Genomic DNA, 18,399 nt, shown 5'->3' on the forward strand with positions numbered 1-18,399 from the left:
GGATAAACTATTTGTATCGGATAATTTTAAATGTGCTGAGGTCTGGTGTGATGAAGCAGTCCTGTGGTACAGCATCAAATATTTTTACCCCTGTAATGAACATGGTGGTTCTGCTCAGCTGTTCAGCTGATTTGACGTAGGAAGTATATTTTGCTTCTATTGCCTGGACCTTCGCCATTCCGCCTTGTATATAGTCAAATAAGTCCTTCGGTTCTGCCGGGTTCTCTGTGGAGATTATCAAAGGGGCTCTGTGATCAGTGATATTGAGGTTGGCCGAAATGGTCTTCTTCAGGCTATTGTGAATGGTGAGTCCTGGGCTGTTTTTGTCCGGTGTGGCTTTGGTTTTGAGTACTTTGACACCCCTATAGGTATAAAAAATATTGCCCGGTGGATTATTGTAGGTGGCTAGTACACGTGAAAAAGTGATGTCTTCATTGGAGCCGATGAAATACGGGCTGAAACTCAGGTTATCCGGAATTTTATTGAAATTCCATAACACGGCCTGTTGTAGAAATCTCAAGGGGTCCATTGCCTGCAGGTTAATTGCTTCCTCTATTGCAAACCTGCCTTTGTAGGGCTTTCCATTGTAAATTCTATCACTGAAAGCTTCATCTGGTAGCATGGTATTTTCGACAAAAAATCCCACGCCGTAATATTGGTCGTTGGTGGCAGTCTCAATTTGATTAAAACCGGGAAAGGCATCTATATGACAAACATTATCATCTAGCATCCAGATTTTTTTACACGCCAGTCCGCTATTTTTATTTTGATAATTGATATCTTTAAAAAATTGGAAAACAACATACCTGCTCATGCCAAAGCCAAGGCACAAATCAATATTAGCGTTGTTGCCATTGAAGGATCTATAGGTGTTCCATCCGATAATTGTGATGCCCAACCCATCCAGTGTTGTTTTGTAATGTTCATATTCTGACTGGTGTACAAAAAGATAAAAGTTTCTTTCGTCCTTTTTATATCGTTGAGGAAAGTAGAAGGGTACAGGTCCGTACTTGAATACCTGTGGGTCTTGTACTGTGTTGGTGTAATTGGTGGCTACCTTTATTGCATTTTGCCCGTTGGTGATAGTTGCTTTGATCCAGTCTGCACGTCCGGAGGATACAATTACAATGGGTGGCAACTTTGTTTTTTGTTCATTGGCAATGATTTCGTCATCTGTTATTCCCCGGAAATAGATGGCTGTTAAACTAACTTTTTGTTCTTGTAGTACCTTTATGCGCTTCTGGAAAAGTGCCTGGATAGCCGGTATGTTGTTGATTTCAATAGGTGGGGGTGGTACATTTGGCCCTGCCATTGGTGCGATAGATGTTAAGGGCATGTATTTATTTCTTATCACTTCGCCACCTACCATGTATGTCGGATTGAATTTAGCTTTTACATCAGGATTCATAGTGATTAGTATTTATATCGGAGCAGGATAATTTGTTTGAGGGTGAAATATGTATCATAAGAGATCCGTTCCACTCGCGCAGGAATAGCACAAATAGATATAATAAGGTGCAAGGCTAGCAATCCTTGGATGAGGGATCTATTATTAGTTTTTTAGGATACGATATGTTTAATTATTGATGGTTAGAGGTACTTATAACAGACTTAAAATTTCAAGTTCGTAGTAGAACAATGGTTTTATTAAATGGTTCAATCTGTAGAAATTTTTTTTTGTATAGAGAGATGTAGGTCAGTCCGATGCCTGGCTGTAACTAACTTTTAGGTAGCGATTAAATATATAAAGAAAGAGGCCGGCCCTGCAATGCAGGATGCCGGCCTCTTTTTGTAATCTGGCTATTAGAAGCCTGGCCCGATTGTAAAACCTTTTACACTTGTAGCAAGCATGGCTCCTGCGGTAGCAGCGCCAGTAGTAAGATTGATGGTGTATACTTTTGTGACGCTGCCTACGGTTAACACCGCATATGCTGTGCCGCTGTTGCCGCCGATGTCAAATCCGTTGGTGGAGGTGGCGGTAACACCCAGCGGGCCTACGCTCACAAGTGTGCCATTGTTTGGCGGATCTTGTTTGTAAAGGCGGTTGTTCAGTGCGTCAATGTCAAAAAGCACGGTGGTGGTAGCGCCAGCCACGTTGTTAGTATATGCAGCTGCACTTATTATCGCGGTACCTGGGTTTAAGGTGACGTCTACTGCTGCAACGGTGCCATCTGTAGGGTTTAACCGCAAGTTCTGTCCGCTATTACTTACCACCCTGATACGGTCTACCGTAGGGTTAAAGTCGAAGCCAAAATCAGTGCCTGCCAGCAAGGTAGTAAATGGTGCCGCACTCACAGCGGTGGCTACACCTGAAGCTGCGTTGATGGTGTATAGTCTGCTAGTGCTGCCCAGAGCGTACAACTGTCCGTTAACAGGTCTGAGATCTATGCCTAGTACTCCTTCTCCAGCGGCCAGGCCGGTGATAGCTTTACTCACGGGAGCTGGATTTAATGGATTAAATATTACCAACTCGTTGGTGGCGCTCACGGCATACGCTACCGGCTCTGTAGGTATGGCCACTGAAATGATGGTGTTACTAAATTCGTTTTGTAGCTTGGTGGCTTTGCCGGTGGTGGTATTGATGCTGTATAGATTAGTTTTTCCACCTGTTTTTAATGCGGCGATGGCGACAGTGCCATCAGGGTTGATATCAAAATCACCGGCCTGTTCAATATCTATTCCCAGGCTGCCCACTTCTACCAGTTTGCCATCATTGGGAGGATCTTGTTTGTAGAGTTTGTCGGTGGTAACGTCTATCACAAATAGCACGGTGGTGGCGGCACCTGCTCGGTTCATCGTGTAGGCGGCAGCGGTAACGTTAGGGCTGGTGACGCCGTTTAAGTTGGCGTCTGTGGCCGCGATACCGCCGGTTTCAGGATTGAGCCGGAGGTTTTGACCAGTGGAGGTAACCATGCGAATGCGGTCTACTGTAGGGTTGAAATCTACCCCTATGGCAGTGCCGCTGATGGCGGGTGTGAAAGCGGTTGTGCCAATGGCCCTTGCAGCGCCGCTTTGCGTGTTGAGCACGTAGATACGGCTACTGCTGCCTATACCATAGAGCTGACCGGTGGCAGGCCGAAAGTCAATGCCTAACAGTGTTTCACCAGCTTGCAATCCGGTAATAGCAGTTTGACTGATCACAACAGCGGGATTTTTGGCGTTTACATTCAGCAACATATTAGTGTTGGTGAGTGCGTACAAACTGAGGTCCGGCCCGGTGATGCCATTGTCTACTTTGTTGTCGTCATCTTTATGGCAGGAGGCCGTGAGGAGTAATGTCAGCAGTGCATACGCCACAGTAGTGCGGTACGAAAAATAGGTTAGTAATTTCATTTAGATAAAATTTAGAGATTAATTTTGAAATGCTGCCAGCCAGGTCTTTTGTCATTCATTGACATACCTCCACTGTGCAGTACAGATATGGCCTTTTGGTGGTCATACTTCCCAAGAAAAACAATGATTTGCATCTACCTACGTGAAATCGCAAAAACTGGTTTTACTGCATGCAAAATGATGCGCGAAGGCGGCCCTTGACATGCAGGAGAAAATGATGTTGGCACATGCAAATAAAAGGGGGAGCAATAAACGTATGGGGTTAACAGACCTGTAATTGTTGCTTGTATTGGAGCTGGCGTAGCACTTCCATCGCCTTAGGTTGCACAGTCGGGGTGGAGCCCCGATTTATTTCACCACTTCACTCACAAGAATAACAGGTGCAATATTAGTGTAATTTGCAAAATCAGCACGAATCGCATCTCTGTTTGGAGCAATGGCTGCCTGGTATTCTTTCAAACTTTTTACATAAAAGATGCCTATCGCCATATAAGGTAATGGCTGGTTAGGGATACCGCTCGACAACCCTTTTTCAATCGTATATTTAACCAGGTTGGACCCTAAATAACCTGCCACCATGGGCATGTGTTTCGTTTCATAATACTCCATGTTGAAGGTTTTACCCTCAGCATAAGGGTACATTACTGAAACCTTTATTAAGCCTTTGTCAGTGATGGCGCTTTGAGTGGATTTTTCTGATTCTTTTTTCTGACCAAATGCAACGAGACTGCTACTCATAAACAAAAACGATAATAATAGAGCGGACTTCATGGATAAAAAGTTTTATATAACAAGATATAAAAAATTGTAATGAAGAACAAAAATTACAGGATGTTTGGATTGTTATGAGGTTTATCGTAATATTGCGATGTAATATGTGTTGAAACTATGGGCATCACCAAAACAGAATTATTTACCAAACAGCAAAATGACATAGCCGCCATGGGCAAAGCCATCGCGCATCCTGCCCGTATTGCCATCCTGCAATACCTGGTTAAAAAGAATGCCTGCGTCTGCGGGGATCTGGTCGACGAATTAGGACTGGCACAGGCAACCACTTCACAACACCTGAAAGAGCTGAAAACTGCTGGTATTATCCAGGGATCTATCGAAGGGGCCAGTGTGTGTTACTGCATTAATCCCAGAGTCTGGAAGCAGTACAAAGAACTGTTTAACGCGTTCTTTAAAGACGTAGACCCGCAAGGTAACTGCTGCTAAAAAATTTTTACTACTATTAATCGCAATATTGCAATAATACAATTGAATTTAAGCATTATGAGTACTGACGAACAAAAGAAAGAACTGGTAAAGCAGAAATACAGTGAAATTGCTTTACAGGATAAATCCACGAACGCAGCCTCCTGTTGTGGCTCCGGTTGTTGCTCTACCGAAGTTTATAATATCATGACCGATGATTACACGACACTGGAAGGTTACAACCCGGATGCCGACCTGGCACTGGGATGCGGACTTCCTACACAGTTTGCGAAAATCAAAATAGGAGATACGGTCATTGACCTTGGCTCGGGTGCAGGTAACGACTGCTTCATTGCCAGACACGAAACCGGCGAATCCGGTAAAGTGATTGGCATTGATTTTACCCCTGCTATGATCAACAAAGCCCGTGAGAACGCTGAAAAGCTGAACTACAATAACGTTGAATTCCGGCAGGGCGATATCGAAAAGATGCCGGTTACTGCAAATGTCGCAGATGTAGTAGTAAGCAATTGTGTCCTGAACCTGGTACCTGATAAAGACGCTGTAATGAAAGAAATCTTCCGTGTACTCAAACCAGGTGGTCACTTCAGCATCTCTGACATTGTGCTGCAGGGAGAATTGCCGGCTACCATCCAGCAAGCGGCTGAAATGTATGCCGGCTGCGTTTCCGGCGCCATTCAGAAACAGGAATATCTTAACCTGATTGAAAATAACGGATTTCAAAATACCACCATCCAGAAGGAAAAAACCATCGTGATCCCGGATGATATTCTGACCAATTACCTCAACGCTGAGGAATTAGCAGCCTTCCGGGCAAGTAATACCGGTATTTACAGCGTTACGGTATACGCAGAGAAACCAGCGGCATGTTGCCCTCCGGGTTGCTGCTAACCAGATATTATTAGCGCCCCTGGCGATATTTCAGCCACGGTAGCTGTTTCGCCGGCACCCAAACTATTATTTATACACTATGCAAAATTGCAATCCTGCTCAACGTAAGCAATTGCGCTTCTTAGACCGTTACCTGACGCTGTGGATATTTCTGGCAATGGCCATAGGTATCGGCATAGGATATTTCTTCCCATCCTCGTCCACTCTTATTAATTCATTTTCTACGGGCACCACCAACCTCCCGTTGGCGATCGGATTAATACTGATGATGTACCCTCCGCTGGCAAAGGTGAAGTATGAAAACATGGGTGAGGTATTCCGAAATACGAAGGTATTAACGGCATCACTGGTACTCAACTGGATAATCGGCCCCGTGCTAATGTTTGCCTTGGCAGTTCTATTCCTGCATGGATACCCGGAATACATGACTGGACTGATCCTTATCGGCTTGGCCAGGTGTATTGCAATGGTGATCGTATGGAACGAACTGGCAGATGGTAACCGCGAATATGCAGCCGGACTCGTAGCCTTGAACAGTGTATTTCAGGTATTGCTATATAGCGTATACGCCTATATCTTTATCACCTGGCTGCCAACACTATTTGGCATGAAAGGAATTACGGTGGAAGTCTCCATCGGGGAGATTGCTAAAAGCGTAGCCATTTACCTGGGAATTCCTTTTGCAGCCGGTATTGTCAGCCGCTATGGCCTCATAGCACTTAAAGGAAAAGAGTGGTTTGAAAATAAATTTCTTCCTTTTATATCTCCTATAACACTGATAGCATTGCTTTTTACAATCGTAGTGATGTTCAGCCTTAAAGGTGAGCTGATCGTGCAGATACCATTCGATGTAATCAGAATAGCCATTCCGCTGGTCATTTACTTTGCAATCATGTTCCTGGTTAGTTTCCTGTTAGGAAAAGCACTGGGTGCGGACTACTCCCGTAACGCGGCCATCGCCTTTACAGCTGCCGGCAATAACTTTGAACTTGCTATTGCCGTGGCCATCGGTGTTTTTGGTATCAATTCCGGTCAGGCTTTCGTGGGAGTAATAGGCCCGCTGGTTGAAGTTCCCGCACTCATTGCCCTGGTGAACGTGGCATTCTGGTTGAAAGGGAAATTATACAGGGAGCCATCCTAACCATCAATAATCAAAATCTTATCATGAAAAAGGTATTAGTACTCTGTACCGGCAATAGCTGCCGCAGCCAGATAGCCGAAGGTTATTTAAGATATTTCGCCGGAGATAAAGCAGAAATTTATAGTGCCGGGGTTGAAACACATGGGGTAAACCCAAGAGCTGTTGCTACAATGGCTGAAGACGGTATCGATATATCTAACCATACTTCCAATAACATTACTGAATATAGTCACATTCCTTTTGATTTCGTGATCACCGTGTGTGACAATGCAAAGGAAAGATGTCCTTTTTTTCCAACCACCGCACAGAAATTCCATGAAAACTTTCCTGATCCGGCAAAGGTTACCGGCACAGAGGAAGAAATTATGCAGCAGTTCAGGCAGGTACGGGAGATTATAAAAGATTATACAAAATCATTTGTACTTAATAATCTGTAATGCAGTTAATAGGTGTTTCAGCATTAATAATTATTGTGGGGCCAACGGTGGGAATTCTATTCAGCCGCCGTTGTGTCACACTCTTCAACAGCTGGAATTCTGTTCGACAGCAGACAACACTCAACCCTTCCCCGTAATCCGCTTCTTATGCCTGGACCCCCATTCGCCTAACACCACTATCATGGGTTTCAATGTCTTCGCATAATCAGTAGGCAGGTATTCCACGATAACCGGCGTCTGGTCCGCCTTTACCACCCTTTGCACCAACCCGTTCAACTCCAAAGACTTCAGTTCTGTTGATAATACCCTTGCAGAAATGCCCTTAATGGCACGTTGCAATTCGTTAAACCTGTTGTACCCCGTCATCAGGGCAATAATAATACGGAGCTTCCATTTGCCGCCAAGTACATACATGGCATCCTCCACGGCCGATAACTGAGCTGCACATTTTGAGGCTTGTAATGCTGGTATTTCCATCTTTTTTATGAATTAAATAACCTGAAGGTTACTACTAACCTTTAGTATACTACTAACCTTTTATTAGCGAATGTACCTAATTTTGAGCCATCAAACAGCAAAAAACATGAAAAGAATATTGCACATCATTTCAAGCCCGAGAACAGCTCACTCAGCCAGCCGGAAATTAGGTAATGCTATCGTGGAAAAACTAAAAGCAAAATATCCCGGCAGTATAGTTACGGTGAGGGACCTGGCAAAAGAGCCGCTTCCACACCTGGACGAAGCACACATCGTTTCTTTTTTTACACCTGCTGAAAACAGAACAGCGGAGCAGTCAGCTACTATCAGGTATTCGGAAGAAGCTGTCAAAGAACTACTGGATGCGGATACCCTGGTAATAGAAGCACCCATGTATAACTTTACCATTACCTCAACCCTGAAAGCTTACTTCGACCATATTACCAGAGCCGGTATTACGTTTAAGCCCAGAGGTCAAGGGCTCCTTCCCGAAGGATTGCTAACTGATAAAGAAGCCTATATCGCTACCAGCTCCGGTGGAATTTATTCGGAAGGAGACCTGAAAAGCTATGACTTCGCAGAACCCTATGTACGCTCTTTTCTTTCAGTGATAGGCATCCGCGTCGCAGGCGTATTCAGGGCGGAAGGCCAGTCCCTTGTAGGACCGGAAGCAGCGCTGGAAACCGGGATTAAAAGCATAGCAACCTGGGAATAAGCCTTTACTGCAATATGGGTATATCCACCGTGCTACCCGGCAGCCATTCTACTTGCAACGGCGCTCCTGCATCCGCTATCGTTTCTTGACTAACATCTTTTCCAGTGCCATAATTCACCTGTGCAAAAGGATTCCGGTCAATATCTATCACCACCATTATTTTGCTGCCTGCCGGCAACAGCTTACTAATCATGCGGGATCTGCTAAATGGAAGTCGCTCAATTTTACCTGGCGTCAGCAATGTACGTTTAGTCCTGTCAGTTATATAACTGGCTCTCGCCAGATAGTACGACAATTGGAAATAACTGCCATCGGCGCGCACTTCATACAGCGCTACGTGAAAATCAATATCTTTCTTATTACACTTGATGTATAAATCTCCGGCAAAAGAGCCACTGATGATGGCTGCCTGCTGTAAAGGTTCACTGATGAATGCCAGTCCGTTATTTCCAGGGTATTCGGATTGCTCCAGCGGATATGGGTAATAGGAGGAGGTCTGTGCTTTGTCGGACAGGTCAACCGTTTGCCGGATGCTACCTTGCTGCTTTTTACTGTTAAGGCTGTAAAAGCCTTTATTTAAGCTGGAGTCCAGGTAAAATTTCCAGATGGTGTCATGCATTTTTTCGATAGATGGTACATGTCGCCAGCTATTGGTTTCCATTACTTCAAAGTTGATCTTATCTTTTAAGATAGCAGGTTTGACAGCACCTTTGAGCACATAATCCAGCCATTGGAACGTGATTTCCCGGGTATTGATCAGTGCTGCGCTATCTACCTTATATCCCCGCAATACGGCGGTGCCTCCTGTTTGTGTACCAAAGTGATCGTATGGGCCGATGATCAGGTAGTGCTCCGCAGCGGGGTTATAACGGTAATGGCTATACAGGTATTCCAGCCCGGAGATCTGTCCATCGTCATAATAACCTTCAATAGTCAGCACCGGAATGTTGATGGCAGCGAAGTCTTCCTTCCATGGCACCATGGCTTGAAAGTAGGCATCATAGTCAGGATGCGAGAGCCATTTTTGCAACCACGGTGATGGTGTTCCGTCAATACTGTCGATTTTATTAAAGGCAGCCCCGCTGTGATACCAGTTGTTCCGCATGCGCTGCCAGCGGTCATTATCATTGTTAACCGGGTTATCGGTGAACCGGTTGTTGGTAACATAAAATGCCCATTGGTAATTAGCGGTAAGGAATACATTGTTTTCCATGGGCAACCCCTGGCCGGGAATGGCAGCCACATAAGGAACGATTGTTTTTAACGCCGGATGCAGGTGTTTCGTGGCAGCCCACTGCGCAAATCCGGAATAGCTGCCGCCATACATGGCTACAGCGCCATCACACCAGGATTGCCTGCTGATCCAGTCAATCACCACGTTCACATCTTCACATTCCTTTTCATACGGGCGGATACTGTCCCTGCTAAGGTATTTTCCTCTTGCATTAGCCACTATCCCCGCATAGCCATGATCCGCCATGGATTTGGCTTCCCGTAAGGAACGCCCGGGATTGGCGTAAATAGTATAGAAGAGTATACCGGGGACTTTTGCTGTAAGCCTCTTTGCACGTACCAGTGTAGCCGTTAGCGTTACTCCCGCCGGCGATACAATAAGGATACTGTCTTCTACATGATAATCGTTTTCCATCGCTTTACGCAAACTATCATATTCGGCACCCGGATATTGTGCAAAGCAGTAGCTATAGCTGCTTAGTAAAAGCAGCAGTAATAAGTATTTCATATAAGATTGTTTTTTAAGGCAGTTGGGTAAGTTGTTTTAATCTGGACGCCTGCCGTACAGAGGTTTCAAGGAGGACGCCATTTTTCATAACGATGCTCATACTTCCGTTAGGCAATGTTCTGGTGGTGTTGATATGCCGGATATTCACTACCTGGTTTCTGTTAATACGACAAAATACGGCAGGGTCAAGGCGTTGTTCAAACTGCTGTAACGAGCTCCTGACAACACTTTTCTGATCACCGGCAACGATAGTGATGTAATTTTCACCGGCAGTGATGTAGCATATATCTGCTGGTTGCAGCAATATGCCCCTGTTACCATTTTTAATAAAAACAGGTCTGCTGTACTGATGGTCCTGGTGACGTGCTGCTAACCGGTCCAGCACGCGCTCCATAGCCACTGCAAACCGTTCCATCCGGACGGGCTTCAGGAGGTAGTCTACCGCATTGATGTCGAAAGCCTTTGCCGCGTATTGATCAAATGCTGTAACAAAGATAATCGTTGGTAGCGCTGGCAGTTGTTGCAGCAGGTCAAACCCAGACAAACCAGGCATCTCTATATCTAAAAAAATAATATCCGGCTGATGAGTAAGGATTAGTGCTTTTGCCTGCTGCACCTCTTGCGCCATACCAATAATGTTCAGCATCTGATAAGGCACAAGCAGCTCCCGCAGCTCTTCCCGGGCCGCTTTCTCGTCATCTGCTATCAGTACTTTATAGGTTCGCATGCATGGGTATTTTTATAGTAGCACAGACATTTATTTCAGCCATTTCTATTACCAGGTCTGCATCCCCATGATAGTACAGTGCCAACCGCTCACGGAGATTACGCAGCCCTATTCCGGTATTGGCAGAAGGCTGCCAGGTGCCGGTATTGGAAACAGTAACATGCAGGTATCCTTCGCGGCAGGCGGCGTCAATACTAATTTTTCCGCCATGCTGTTGACGCATGATGCCATGTTTGACCGCATTTTCCACTAACGTTTGTACACCCCACCGGGGAACAGGTACAGCTTCTGCTTCCGGAGCTATTTGAGTAGCTGCCTGTAATACATCTCCCCATCTCAACTGCTGTAATTCAAGATAGTCTTCCACTATTTCCAGCTCTGCTGCCAAAGGGACCAGGTCAGTGTTTTTTTCGTATAGTCCGGACCGTAGTAGGGATGCCAGCAGGTCAACGGCCCGGCGGGCTTGTTCCGGTTGATCCCGCACCATGGACTTTACCAGGTTCAGGGAATTAAAGAGAAAGTGTGGCTGCAGCTGTCCTGCCAGCTGCTGTAACTGCATTTGACTGGTGATCAGCTCCAGCCTTGACTTTTCTGTTGCCATCCTGATCTCGCGCTGGGCATAATGGTACATATGCCAGGCCAGCAGCCAGATGCTCATAAGCCTGATGCCGGCAATAAAAGTTACCTCGCCCGTGGCCGCGGCAAAATCCCGGAATGGAGGCCGGAAATCTGCCACCAGCCAATATTTCAGCAAATAGATTTTAGCGACGGTGACAATCATAAATGCTATGCCCATGATAACAGCGGCTGGTACCAGTCGCCATACCAACTGCTGAGGCGCCAGCAGCGTCCACCCGGCGCGGCGGGCTATCGTACGGTATATATGTGTAATGCCTATGTAACACACCATATCTGTAATGAAAAAGCAAATGGCGAGCGACCAAAGGAAGCCTTCGCCGGTAAAGCCCTTAAAGGCCCAGTACAGCGAGGCAGATCCCCAGCCCAACAGCTGGAGCTTCCAATAGCGGGATAGTCCTCTAATGCCTTGTTTTTTCATATTGTAAAGGAACAAATAATTTCAGGACTCAGGAATAAAAAGAGTGTCAGCGTAGAAATCCGGGTGACGAGCGTGCTGCTCCGCCATGTCTTTCCACATACGCTGAATTTCCACAATTTTCCTTACATTCCATCCATGAAACTATTGCCAATTCTATTCATCCTCTGTATATATATTAATATCACCAGCGCTCAACTGAATCCGGATAGCCTCTATCAATCCCTTTCCAATAAAAACATGACAAGTGTAGAGAGAATAAATACACTCAATACACTGGCTGCCTATTACAATCAAGACTCCACCAACCCGGCGCTCGTCATGGCCAATGAAGCCTACCTGCTCTCCCTAAAAGAAAATGACCGGAAATTACAGGCGGCCTCCTTGCTCAATTTATCAGAAGGGTATCTGTATAATGATCATTACGATCAGGCACTCAATTACGGCTACGCCGCACTGGACATCTGCGAGGCCCTGGGGAATGACAGTGCCACGGCCCGCGCGCTCACCAACCTGGGCTGGATCTTTTATGATACAGAAAACGGCTCTTTCTCCCTGCAATACCACCAGCAGGCACATGACCTGTATAAAAAACTCGGGAACCCGCGGCGGATAGCCCTTTCTTTGAACGCCCTGGGACTGGTATACCTCCTGAAAGATGATTTTGAAACGGCCGGAAAATACTTCGATAGCACCATCACCGTTGCGGAACAATCCCATAACAACGGTATGGTGGCAAGTGCCCTGGGCAACCGCGGCATCTGCGAAAATGAATTTGGCAGGTACCAAAAAGCCCTGGCTGATTTTGAAAAGGCCCTGTCCATTCTGAGTACAACAGATGTATTGGCCCATGCGGAGCTGCTTAACCAGATGGCGTTTTCAAAAATCAAACTCAAAGAATACCCGGTAGCAGAAAAGCTCCTGGCAGATGCCCGGGAACTTATTAACCAGTCAAACTCCAATACCAGGAAAGAAAAAATACTGGATAACCTGACCAGTTCCGCATTGCTCTACCAGGACCTGGGCGAATATAAGAAAGCCTTTAACGCACTCCAGGAGTACACCACCGTGCGCAACCAAATTCTCTCCAAAAACAAAAGCGAAGCAATTTCCGCCCTTAAGATCGAAAGGGAAGCCAAAGAGAATGAACGCCACATCATCACCCTGGAAGCTCAGAAGGAACTGCGTGCCTTCCAGAGAAATGCCCTGGCAGCCGGCGTGATACTCCTTATTATAATAGGAGCGCTCTACATCAGTAAAATGAACCAAAAGCGGAAAAAGGAAAAAGAGCTGGACGAAATGCGCCAGGCCCTCATTAAACGGGAACTTGAGGTGGCCATACACGAAAAGGAGTCGCTCAATAATAAATTAGAATACCGGGACAACGACCTGAAGAACTACGCGCTCTTCATCTCCCAAAGAAATGACATGATCCGTAATTTCATTGATGAACTAACGGTGCTGGATATACAGGGGGAAGCAAAACCGGAGAATATCGCCCGGTTCAATCGCCTCATCCATAAATTCCAGTACGACCTGGACAGCAATAAAGACACCCAGGATTTTAACCTCTCCGTAAATGAAATCCATAAGGACTTCTTCTTTAACCTACTCCAAAAGTTCCCGGACCTCACCGAAAATGAGCGTCGCCTTTGTGCCCAGATCCGGCTCAACCTGTCCATGAAAGACATCGCATCACTCAATAATATCTCCGTAAAATCAGTTGAAATGGCCCGCTACCGCCTCAGAAAAACCTTTCAGCTCGAACACAAACACAACCTCTCTGATTTTTTGCAGCAATTTTAAAATGCTGATTTTTAAATAGTTAAATCTCATGTAGGGGTCGTGTAGAGGTCCCTGTAATGCCTGTATAGAGGTCCCAAACCACTATGCCTTTGATTTTCCTGTCTACTTTACTTCCACCTCCGGTACTCCAAAAAAACACGTTAGAAAAACTACCTGGTGCCGGCGGGTAATTATCAACAAGCAGACTTTAAAACCAAAATGCGTATGTGGAAACAACTACGGAACAGTGGAATGCTTTTATTCCTCTTGTTTACCGGGCTAACCGTCTTCGCCCAAACTGCCAACCTTACGGGTAAGGTAACGGATGCCAAAGGCACCCCCATCCCGGGAGCCAGTATTGCCGTAAAAAATACCAGCAAAGGCACCGCCACCGATGCCAGAGGTGAATTCAGCCTCCCGGCAGTACCTGAAAATGCCATCCTCGTGGTATCAGCCATGGGATACACCGCCAAAGAAATAACAGTCGCCGGTAAACACCTGGTCATCTCCCTGGAAGAAAATGTAAAAGGCCTGGAAGAAGTTCTCGTGATCGGATATGGTACCCAGAAAAAAGGAGATGTAACCGCCGCCATCTCTTCCGTTAATACCAAAAACCTCGAAAAACAGCCATCTGGTAACATCGGCACCATGCTGCAAGGCCAGGCCCCCGGGGTAGTAGTGAGCTCCGGTACGGGTAATCCCTCCGGACAACCGGTAGTCCTGATCAGAGGCATGAACAGCATCAACAACGCAAGCCCGCTCTACGTAGTGGACGGCATCCCGCTGGAATATGCCTACGACATCAACCCCAACGATGTGGAGTCCATCAACGTCCTTAAAGATGCCTCCGCCGCCACCATCTATGGTGCGCGTGCAGCCGGCGGCGTTATTATCATCACCACCAAAAAAGGTAAATCAGGCGAGCCACATGTCAATTTCAGCGCCTATTACTCCTCGCTGGACCTGAACAACAACCTGCCATTGATGGATAAAGTAAGTATGAACAAAGTGGTGCGGGATGCTTTCGCTAACGACAACCTCACCGCCCCGGTATACGTACAGGACGATACCAAATATGCCAACTCCGACTGGGTAGGCGCTTTCACCAAAAAAGGTATTGAACAGAAGTACGACGTCGACGTTTCCGGCGCCTCCGAAAAACTTTCTTACCGCCTGTCCTACGGCCACTGGGAAAACTCCGGTACCATCATCAACTCCGGCGCTAAAAGAGATAACGTACGCTTAAACAGCGAAATCAAGCTGCTGGACAGCCGGCTGAGAATCATGCCTATCGTGGCCTACACCCGCTTCAATAACCAGGACTATAGCGACGTTAACGGAGATGGCAACGCAGGCTTCTCTCCATTTATGGAAATCTACAGAACGCTGCCGCATAAACGAATCTATGACCCGAATTCCCCCAACGGTTACGCCAAACCTGAAATTGAACTGGGATCGGGTAACCCCATCGGAGAAAGAATGCTCTGGAATGGCAGGTCGGTAGATGACTACCTGCAACTGAACGTGGCAGCAGATCTGAAACTCTGGTACGGCTTCTCCTATAACTTCACCATCGGTAAGAATATCGTAAATACTTATTCCTATAGCCAAACCAGTCCGTTCGACTTCGGCGCACTCTCGCTGGTGGAAAATCCCACCCGCTCTGAGAGTCGCGGCAGAAAAGAAAATTCATTATATACCCACCTCCTGAACTACGAAAAGCAACTGGGTAAGCATAACATCAAAGCCATGTACGGTTTTTCCCGGGAGAAGAATTTATACCAGGGAACCTCCGGCGCCGGCAATCACCTTAGCAGCCCGTTGATTGAAGCGCTCTCCGGCCTGATCATGGAAGGTAAGAACGACTATATCCGCGTTAACGGCTGGAACTATGGTAACAACCTGCAATCCTACTTCGGACGCGCCAGCTACAACTATGACGATAAGTATTTCCTGCAGGGAAGCCTGCGCCGGGATGGTTCCTCCCGGTTTGGTACCGCTAACCGCTATGGTACTTTCTATTCGGTGTCCGGTGGCTGGAACGTGCATAAGGAAAACTTCTTCAATGTGCCCTGGATCACGGAGCTGAAGCCACGTTTCAGCTATGGTACCGTAGGTAACCAGAATATTGACAACTTCCAGTACCTGGCCAAAATCTATTTGGCGAATTCCGATCCTTATCTGAATTATCCGTTCGGTAATTTACCTGCCCAACAAGTGTATGTAGGCGCCAATGCCGCATCGCTGGCCAATAATGATATTAAATGGGAACAGACGGCCACCTTCAACGGTGGTGTGAATTTTAGTATCCTCCAAGGCAGGGTGAGCGGTAGCTTCGACTACTTCAAATCAAAAACCAGTGATATGCTGGCGGAAACACCTATCCCTACTTCCTCCGGCATTACCGCCATGCCACTCACCAATATTGCGGACATGGAAAACCAGGGCTGGGAGTTCACGGCCACTTATCGTAGCCCCGCCACCAAAGCATTCCGCTGGGATGTTACTGCCAACCTCTCACATAGCCGCAATAAAATCATTCGCCTGGGTTACGAAGGGGGAGTGATCGCAGATGGCTTTGTGGATTATAACAACCGCGGCACTACGCTTACGAAGAAAGGCGAAGCATTAGCTTCATTTTATCTGTATAAAACAGATGGACTCTTCCAGTCGCAGGCTGAAATAGATGCTTATAAGAATAAAGCCGGGGACCTGATCCAGCCCAATGCTAAACCCGGCGATATACGCTTTGTAGATACTAACGGTGACGGACAACTCGATGATAATGACAAACAGCTGATGGGTAATGGTTTGCCTAAACTCGACTATGGTATCACTTTCAACGCCAGCTACAAAAATTTTGACCTCATGATTTTCCTGAACGGAAAAGAAGGCCAGAAGATGTATAACGGCGCTAAAATGTTCCTCTACCGCTACTACCGCTCCACTGATCTGATGAACGCCTGGACACCCACCAACACCAATACCAATATTTATCGCTTAAGCAATACCGATGCAAATGAAAACATGCGGGTGTCCGACTACTATCTGGAAGATGCCTCTTTCCTGCGCCTGAGAAACCTGCAACTGGGCTATACGCTGCCTCAGAAACTGGCTGCCAATATACATTTGGAGCGACTGAGGGTTTACGCCGGCGCCTATAACCTGCTGACATTTACTAAATATACCGGGTTCGATCCGGACTTATCCAATACCGGAATTTTCAGCCGCGGGGTCGACAGGGGCTACTACCCACTGAGCCGCTCTTATGTGTTCGGTCTTAACCTTGGATTCTAATCTGAAAAATTAAACTGACAATGATGAAACTAAAAATAACTGGCCTGTTTTTCACTGCAGTGATGCTGTTTTCCGGGTGCTCTGATAAGTTCCTGGATTTGCAGGATAAACAAAACCTTACCGAAAGCACGTTCTGGGCTACACGCCAGCACGCCTTGCAGGGCATCACCGCTACCTACGGTGCATTACAGGGTTATGACGGCGATAAATGGACCTTCTTTGAACAGGTATATGTAACACTTGCTTTTAAGGGAGATGATATTGATAATAATAAAAATGAACCTTACGGGAAAAACCTGGCGGCCTTTGTAAATAGTGCCGACGAATCAGGACCATGGAGCCTCTGGGCTACCTGCTACACCGGCATAGGCAGAGCAAACCAGGTAATCCAAAAGGTACCCGGCATCACGGTGATGACGGAACAGGAACGTAAGGAAATAGTGGCAGAAGCAAAATTCCTGCGCGCCTATAACTACTTCGTGCTCGTCAATGGTTTTGAAAATGTGCCGCTGGTGCTGGAGTTCGTAAAAGACCTCGACAAGTTACAGGTGCCACAGGCGCCCGCAGCAGAGGTATGGGCACAGATAGAAAAAGACCTGACCGAAGCCGAAGCAGTGCTGCCTGAAAGCTATGCGAATGAATATAAAGGTCGCGCTACGAGAGGCGCCGCTAAAGCCTTATTGGCAAAATCATACCTCTACCAGGAAAAATGGGCCCAGGCAGAAACTAAATTTAAAGAGCTCTATGGCAAATATGCACTCAATGCCAACTACGTAGATAACTTCAACGGTACTAAGGAAAATGGCCCGGAGTCTATTTTTGAAATTCAATGGAGCGGTGATCGTACGGTATCGGATGAACGACATCCGTTCAACTTTGAAGGCCGGCCTTATGCATTGGATGGCTGGGAAGTTTTTTATCCTTCTGATTGGGTGGTAACAGAATTAAAGAAAGATAAAACCGATGCGGGCGGATACAGCGACCGTGTATACGGTAACATCTTCTTTGATGATCCGAAATCAACCATGTGGGACCTGAATGATCCTGCCTCCGAAATTCCGTATGCATCAGTGGCGAGTGATCTCTCGCGCCCGGCTTACTATAACAAGTACGCCTATCCCAACGACAGAAGTGGCTCTTATGTAGGTTACAACATATCCCTGATCCGCTATGCAGATGTACTGCTGATGCTGGCGGAAGCTGCCAATGAAAATGGTAAAACCGGTGAAGCGATTGGGTTTGTAAACGAAGTCCGCACCCGTAGTCATGCCACAGCCATTGCTGCCGGCAGTATGAATAAGGACCAGCTGAGAGAGCAGATCCGTAATCACGAACGCCCTGTGGAACTGGCCATGGAATTTGGTATCCGTTGGTTCGACCTGGTTCGCTGGGGCCGTGGCAATACGGCTAAACAAGCTATCAAATCAGTACTGCAAAATCATGGAAAGCCTTTCAGCAACAACTACGTAGAAGATAAACATATTCGTTATCCTATACCATTGAAAGAGATCAACACCAATCCGCTCCTGAAGCAGAACAATTTGTATTAAAGTGTTTGCCGGCAGCCCATTGCCTGCCGGCAA

At 46.5% G+C, this 18,399-nt stretch carries 15 protein-coding genes; 8 read left to right on the forward strand and 7 right to left on the reverse strand.

Annotated elements, in window-relative coordinates; genetic code table 11:
• Positions 1–7: 7 nt before the first annotated feature.
• The 3 genes from KW844_RS10300 to KW844_RS10310 form a co-directional block, all read right to left on the reverse strand.
• A complete protein-coding gene (locus KW844_RS10300) occupies positions 8–1,408 on the reverse strand; it encodes a hypothetical protein (protein ID WP_218376632.1) in 1,401 nt (466 codons plus the stop codon).
• A 395-nt stretch (positions 1,409–1,803) separates the two neighbouring features.
• Positions 1,804–3,333: a DUF4394 domain-containing protein gene (locus tag KW844_RS10305; protein WP_218376633.1), complete on the reverse strand. Its 1,530-nt coding sequence runs from the start codon at positions 3,331–3,333 to the stop codon at positions 1,804–1,806.
• A 348-nt stretch (positions 3,334–3,681) separates the two neighbouring features.
• Entirely contained in the window at positions 3,682–4,104 is a 423-nt protein-coding gene (locus KW844_RS10310; RefSeq protein WP_218376634.1) for an EthD family reductase, read from the reverse strand.
• A 117-nt stretch (positions 4,105–4,221) separates the two neighbouring features.
• On the opposite strand from KW844_RS10310, the gene KW844_RS10315 reads away from it, so the two are divergent.
• The 4 genes from KW844_RS10315 to KW844_RS10330 all read left to right on the forward strand — a co-directional run bounded on the left by KW844_RS10315 (position 4,222) and on the right by KW844_RS10330 (position 7,020).
• Positions 4,222–4,551 (forward strand): helix-turn-helix transcriptional regulator, encoded by a 330-nt coding sequence (locus KW844_RS10315; RefSeq protein ID WP_218376635.1) that lies wholly within the window; start codon positions 4,222–4,224, stop codon positions 4,549–4,551.
• Positions 4,552–4,608: 57 nt separating this feature from the next.
• Entirely contained in the window at positions 4,609–5,442 is an 834-nt protein-coding gene (locus KW844_RS10320; protein WP_218376636.1) for an arsenite methyltransferase, read from the forward strand.
• Positions 5,443–5,521: 79 nt separating this feature from the next.
• Complete coding sequence (arsB, locus tag KW844_RS10325) at positions 5,522–6,583, forward strand: ACR3 family arsenite efflux transporter (protein WP_218376637.1); 1,062 nt, start codon at positions 5,522–5,524, stop codon at positions 6,581–6,583.
• A 23-nt stretch (positions 6,584–6,606) separates the two neighbouring features.
• On the forward strand, positions 6,607–7,020 hold the full coding sequence (locus tag KW844_RS10330) for an arsenate reductase ArsC (protein WP_218376638.1): 414 nt from the start codon (positions 6,607–6,609) through the stop codon (positions 7,018–7,020).
• A 120-nt stretch (positions 7,021–7,140) separates the two neighbouring features.
• Here the strand turns inward: KW844_RS10330 and KW844_RS10335 are convergent, their stop codons facing one another.
• A complete protein-coding gene (locus KW844_RS10335) occupies positions 7,141–7,497 on the reverse strand; it encodes a helix-turn-helix domain-containing protein (RefSeq protein ID WP_218376639.1) in 357 nt (118 codons plus the stop codon).
• A gap of 106 nt (positions 7,498–7,603) precedes the next feature.
• Here KW844_RS10335 and KW844_RS10340 point away from each other — a divergent pair, with 106 nt between their 5' ends.
• Positions 7,604–8,212, forward strand: a complete 609-nt coding sequence (locus KW844_RS10340; RefSeq protein WP_218376640.1) for an FMN-dependent NADH-azoreductase — start codon at positions 7,604–7,606, stop codon at positions 8,210–8,212.
• Positions 8,213–8,216: 4 nt separating this feature from the next.
• Here the strand turns inward: KW844_RS10340 and KW844_RS10345 are convergent, their stop codons facing one another.
• Genes KW844_RS10345 through KW844_RS10355 form a run of 3 tightly spaced genes read right to left on the reverse strand, consistent with a single transcriptional unit; the run spans position 8,217 to position 11,737 of the window.
• Positions 8,217–9,953 (reverse strand): CocE/NonD family hydrolase, encoded by a 1,737-nt coding sequence (locus KW844_RS10345; protein ID WP_218376641.1) that lies wholly within the window; start codon positions 9,951–9,953, stop codon positions 8,217–8,219.
• Positions 9,954–9,966: 13 nt separating this feature from the next.
• Positions 9,967–10,680, reverse strand: coding sequence for a LytTR family DNA-binding domain-containing protein (locus KW844_RS10350; RefSeq protein WP_218376642.1), 714 nt, complete (start codon positions 10,678–10,680; stop codon positions 9,967–9,969).
• Positions 10,667–11,737, reverse strand: coding sequence for a sensor histidine kinase (locus KW844_RS10355; protein WP_218376643.1), 1,071 nt, complete (start codon positions 11,735–11,737; stop codon positions 10,667–10,669). The genes KW844_RS10350 and KW844_RS10355 overlap by 14 nt, the downstream gene beginning before the upstream one ends.
• A gap of 135 nt (positions 11,738–11,872) precedes the next feature.
• Between KW844_RS10355 and KW844_RS10360 the strand changes: the two genes are divergently transcribed.
• The 3 genes from KW844_RS10360 to KW844_RS10370 all read left to right on the forward strand — a co-directional run bounded on the left by KW844_RS10360 (position 11,873) and on the right by KW844_RS10370 (position 18,366).
• On the forward strand, positions 11,873–13,540 hold the full coding sequence (locus KW844_RS10360; RefSeq protein ID WP_218376644.1) for a tetratricopeptide repeat protein: 1,668 nt from the start codon (positions 11,873–11,875) through the stop codon (positions 13,538–13,540).
• Positions 13,541–13,744: 204 nt separating this feature from the next.
• Entirely contained in the window at positions 13,745–16,816 is a 3,072-nt protein-coding gene (locus tag KW844_RS10365; protein WP_218376645.1) for a TonB-dependent receptor, read from the forward strand.
• Positions 16,817–16,836: 20 nt separating this feature from the next.
• Entirely contained in the window at positions 16,837–18,366 is a 1,530-nt protein-coding gene (locus tag KW844_RS10370; RefSeq protein WP_218376646.1) for a RagB/SusD family nutrient uptake outer membrane protein, read from the forward strand.
• Positions 18,367–18,399: the final 33 nt, after the last annotated feature.

The sequence above is a fragment of the Chitinophaga sp. sic0106 genome (assembly GCF_019219075.1).
Classification (GTDB): domain Bacteria; phylum Bacteroidota; class Bacteroidia; order Chitinophagales; family Chitinophagaceae; genus Chitinophaga.

Coding starts and splice junctions, on each gene's coding strand:
- KW844_RS10330 (WP_218376638.1), top strand. CDS start 6,607: ATGAAAAAGGTATTAGTACTCTGTACCGGCAATAGCTGCCGCAGCCAG.
- KW844_RS10360 (WP_218376644.1), top strand. CDS start 11,873: ATGAAACTATTGCCAATTCTATTCATCCTCTGTATATATATTAATATC.
- arsB (WP_218376637.1), top strand. CDS start 5,522: ATGCAAAATTGCAATCCTGCTCAACGTAAGCAATTGCGCTTCTTAGAC.
- KW844_RS10350 (WP_218376642.1), bottom strand. CDS start 10,680: ATGCGAACCTATAAAGTACTGATAGCAGATGACGAGAAAGCGGCCCGG.
- KW844_RS10300 (WP_218376632.1), bottom strand. CDS start 1,408: ATGAATCCTGATGTAAAAGCTAAATTCAATCCGACATACATGGTAGGT.
- KW844_RS10320 (WP_218376636.1), top strand. CDS start 4,609: ATGAGTACTGACGAACAAAAGAAAGAACTGGTAAAGCAGAAATACAGT.
- KW844_RS10365 (WP_218376645.1), top strand. CDS start 13,745: ATGTGGAAACAACTACGGAACAGTGGAATGCTTTTATTCCTCTTGTTT.
- KW844_RS10370 (WP_218376646.1), top strand. CDS start 16,837: ATGATGAAACTAAAAATAACTGGCCTGTTTTTCACTGCAGTGATGCTG.
- KW844_RS10345 (WP_218376641.1), bottom strand. CDS start 9,953: ATGAAATACTTATTACTGCTGCTTTTACTAAGCAGCTATAGCTACTGC.
- KW844_RS10340 (WP_218376640.1), top strand. CDS start 7,604: ATGAAAAGAATATTGCACATCATTTCAAGCCCGAGAACAGCTCACTCA.
- KW844_RS10305 (WP_218376633.1), bottom strand. CDS start 3,333: ATGAAATTACTAACCTATTTTTCGTACCGCACTACTGTGGCGTATGCA.
- KW844_RS10355 (WP_218376643.1), bottom strand. CDS start 11,737: ATGAAAAAACAAGGCATTAGAGGACTATCCCGCTATTGGAAGCTCCAG.
- KW844_RS10335 (WP_218376639.1), bottom strand. CDS start 7,497: ATGGAAATACCAGCATTACAAGCCTCAAAATGTGCAGCTCAGTTATCG.
- KW844_RS10310 (WP_218376634.1), bottom strand. CDS start 4,104: ATGAAGTCCGCTCTATTATTATCGTTTTTGTTTATGAGTAGCAGTCTC.
- KW844_RS10315 (WP_218376635.1), top strand. CDS start 4,222: ATGGGCATCACCAAAACAGAATTATTTACCAAACAGCAAAATGACATA.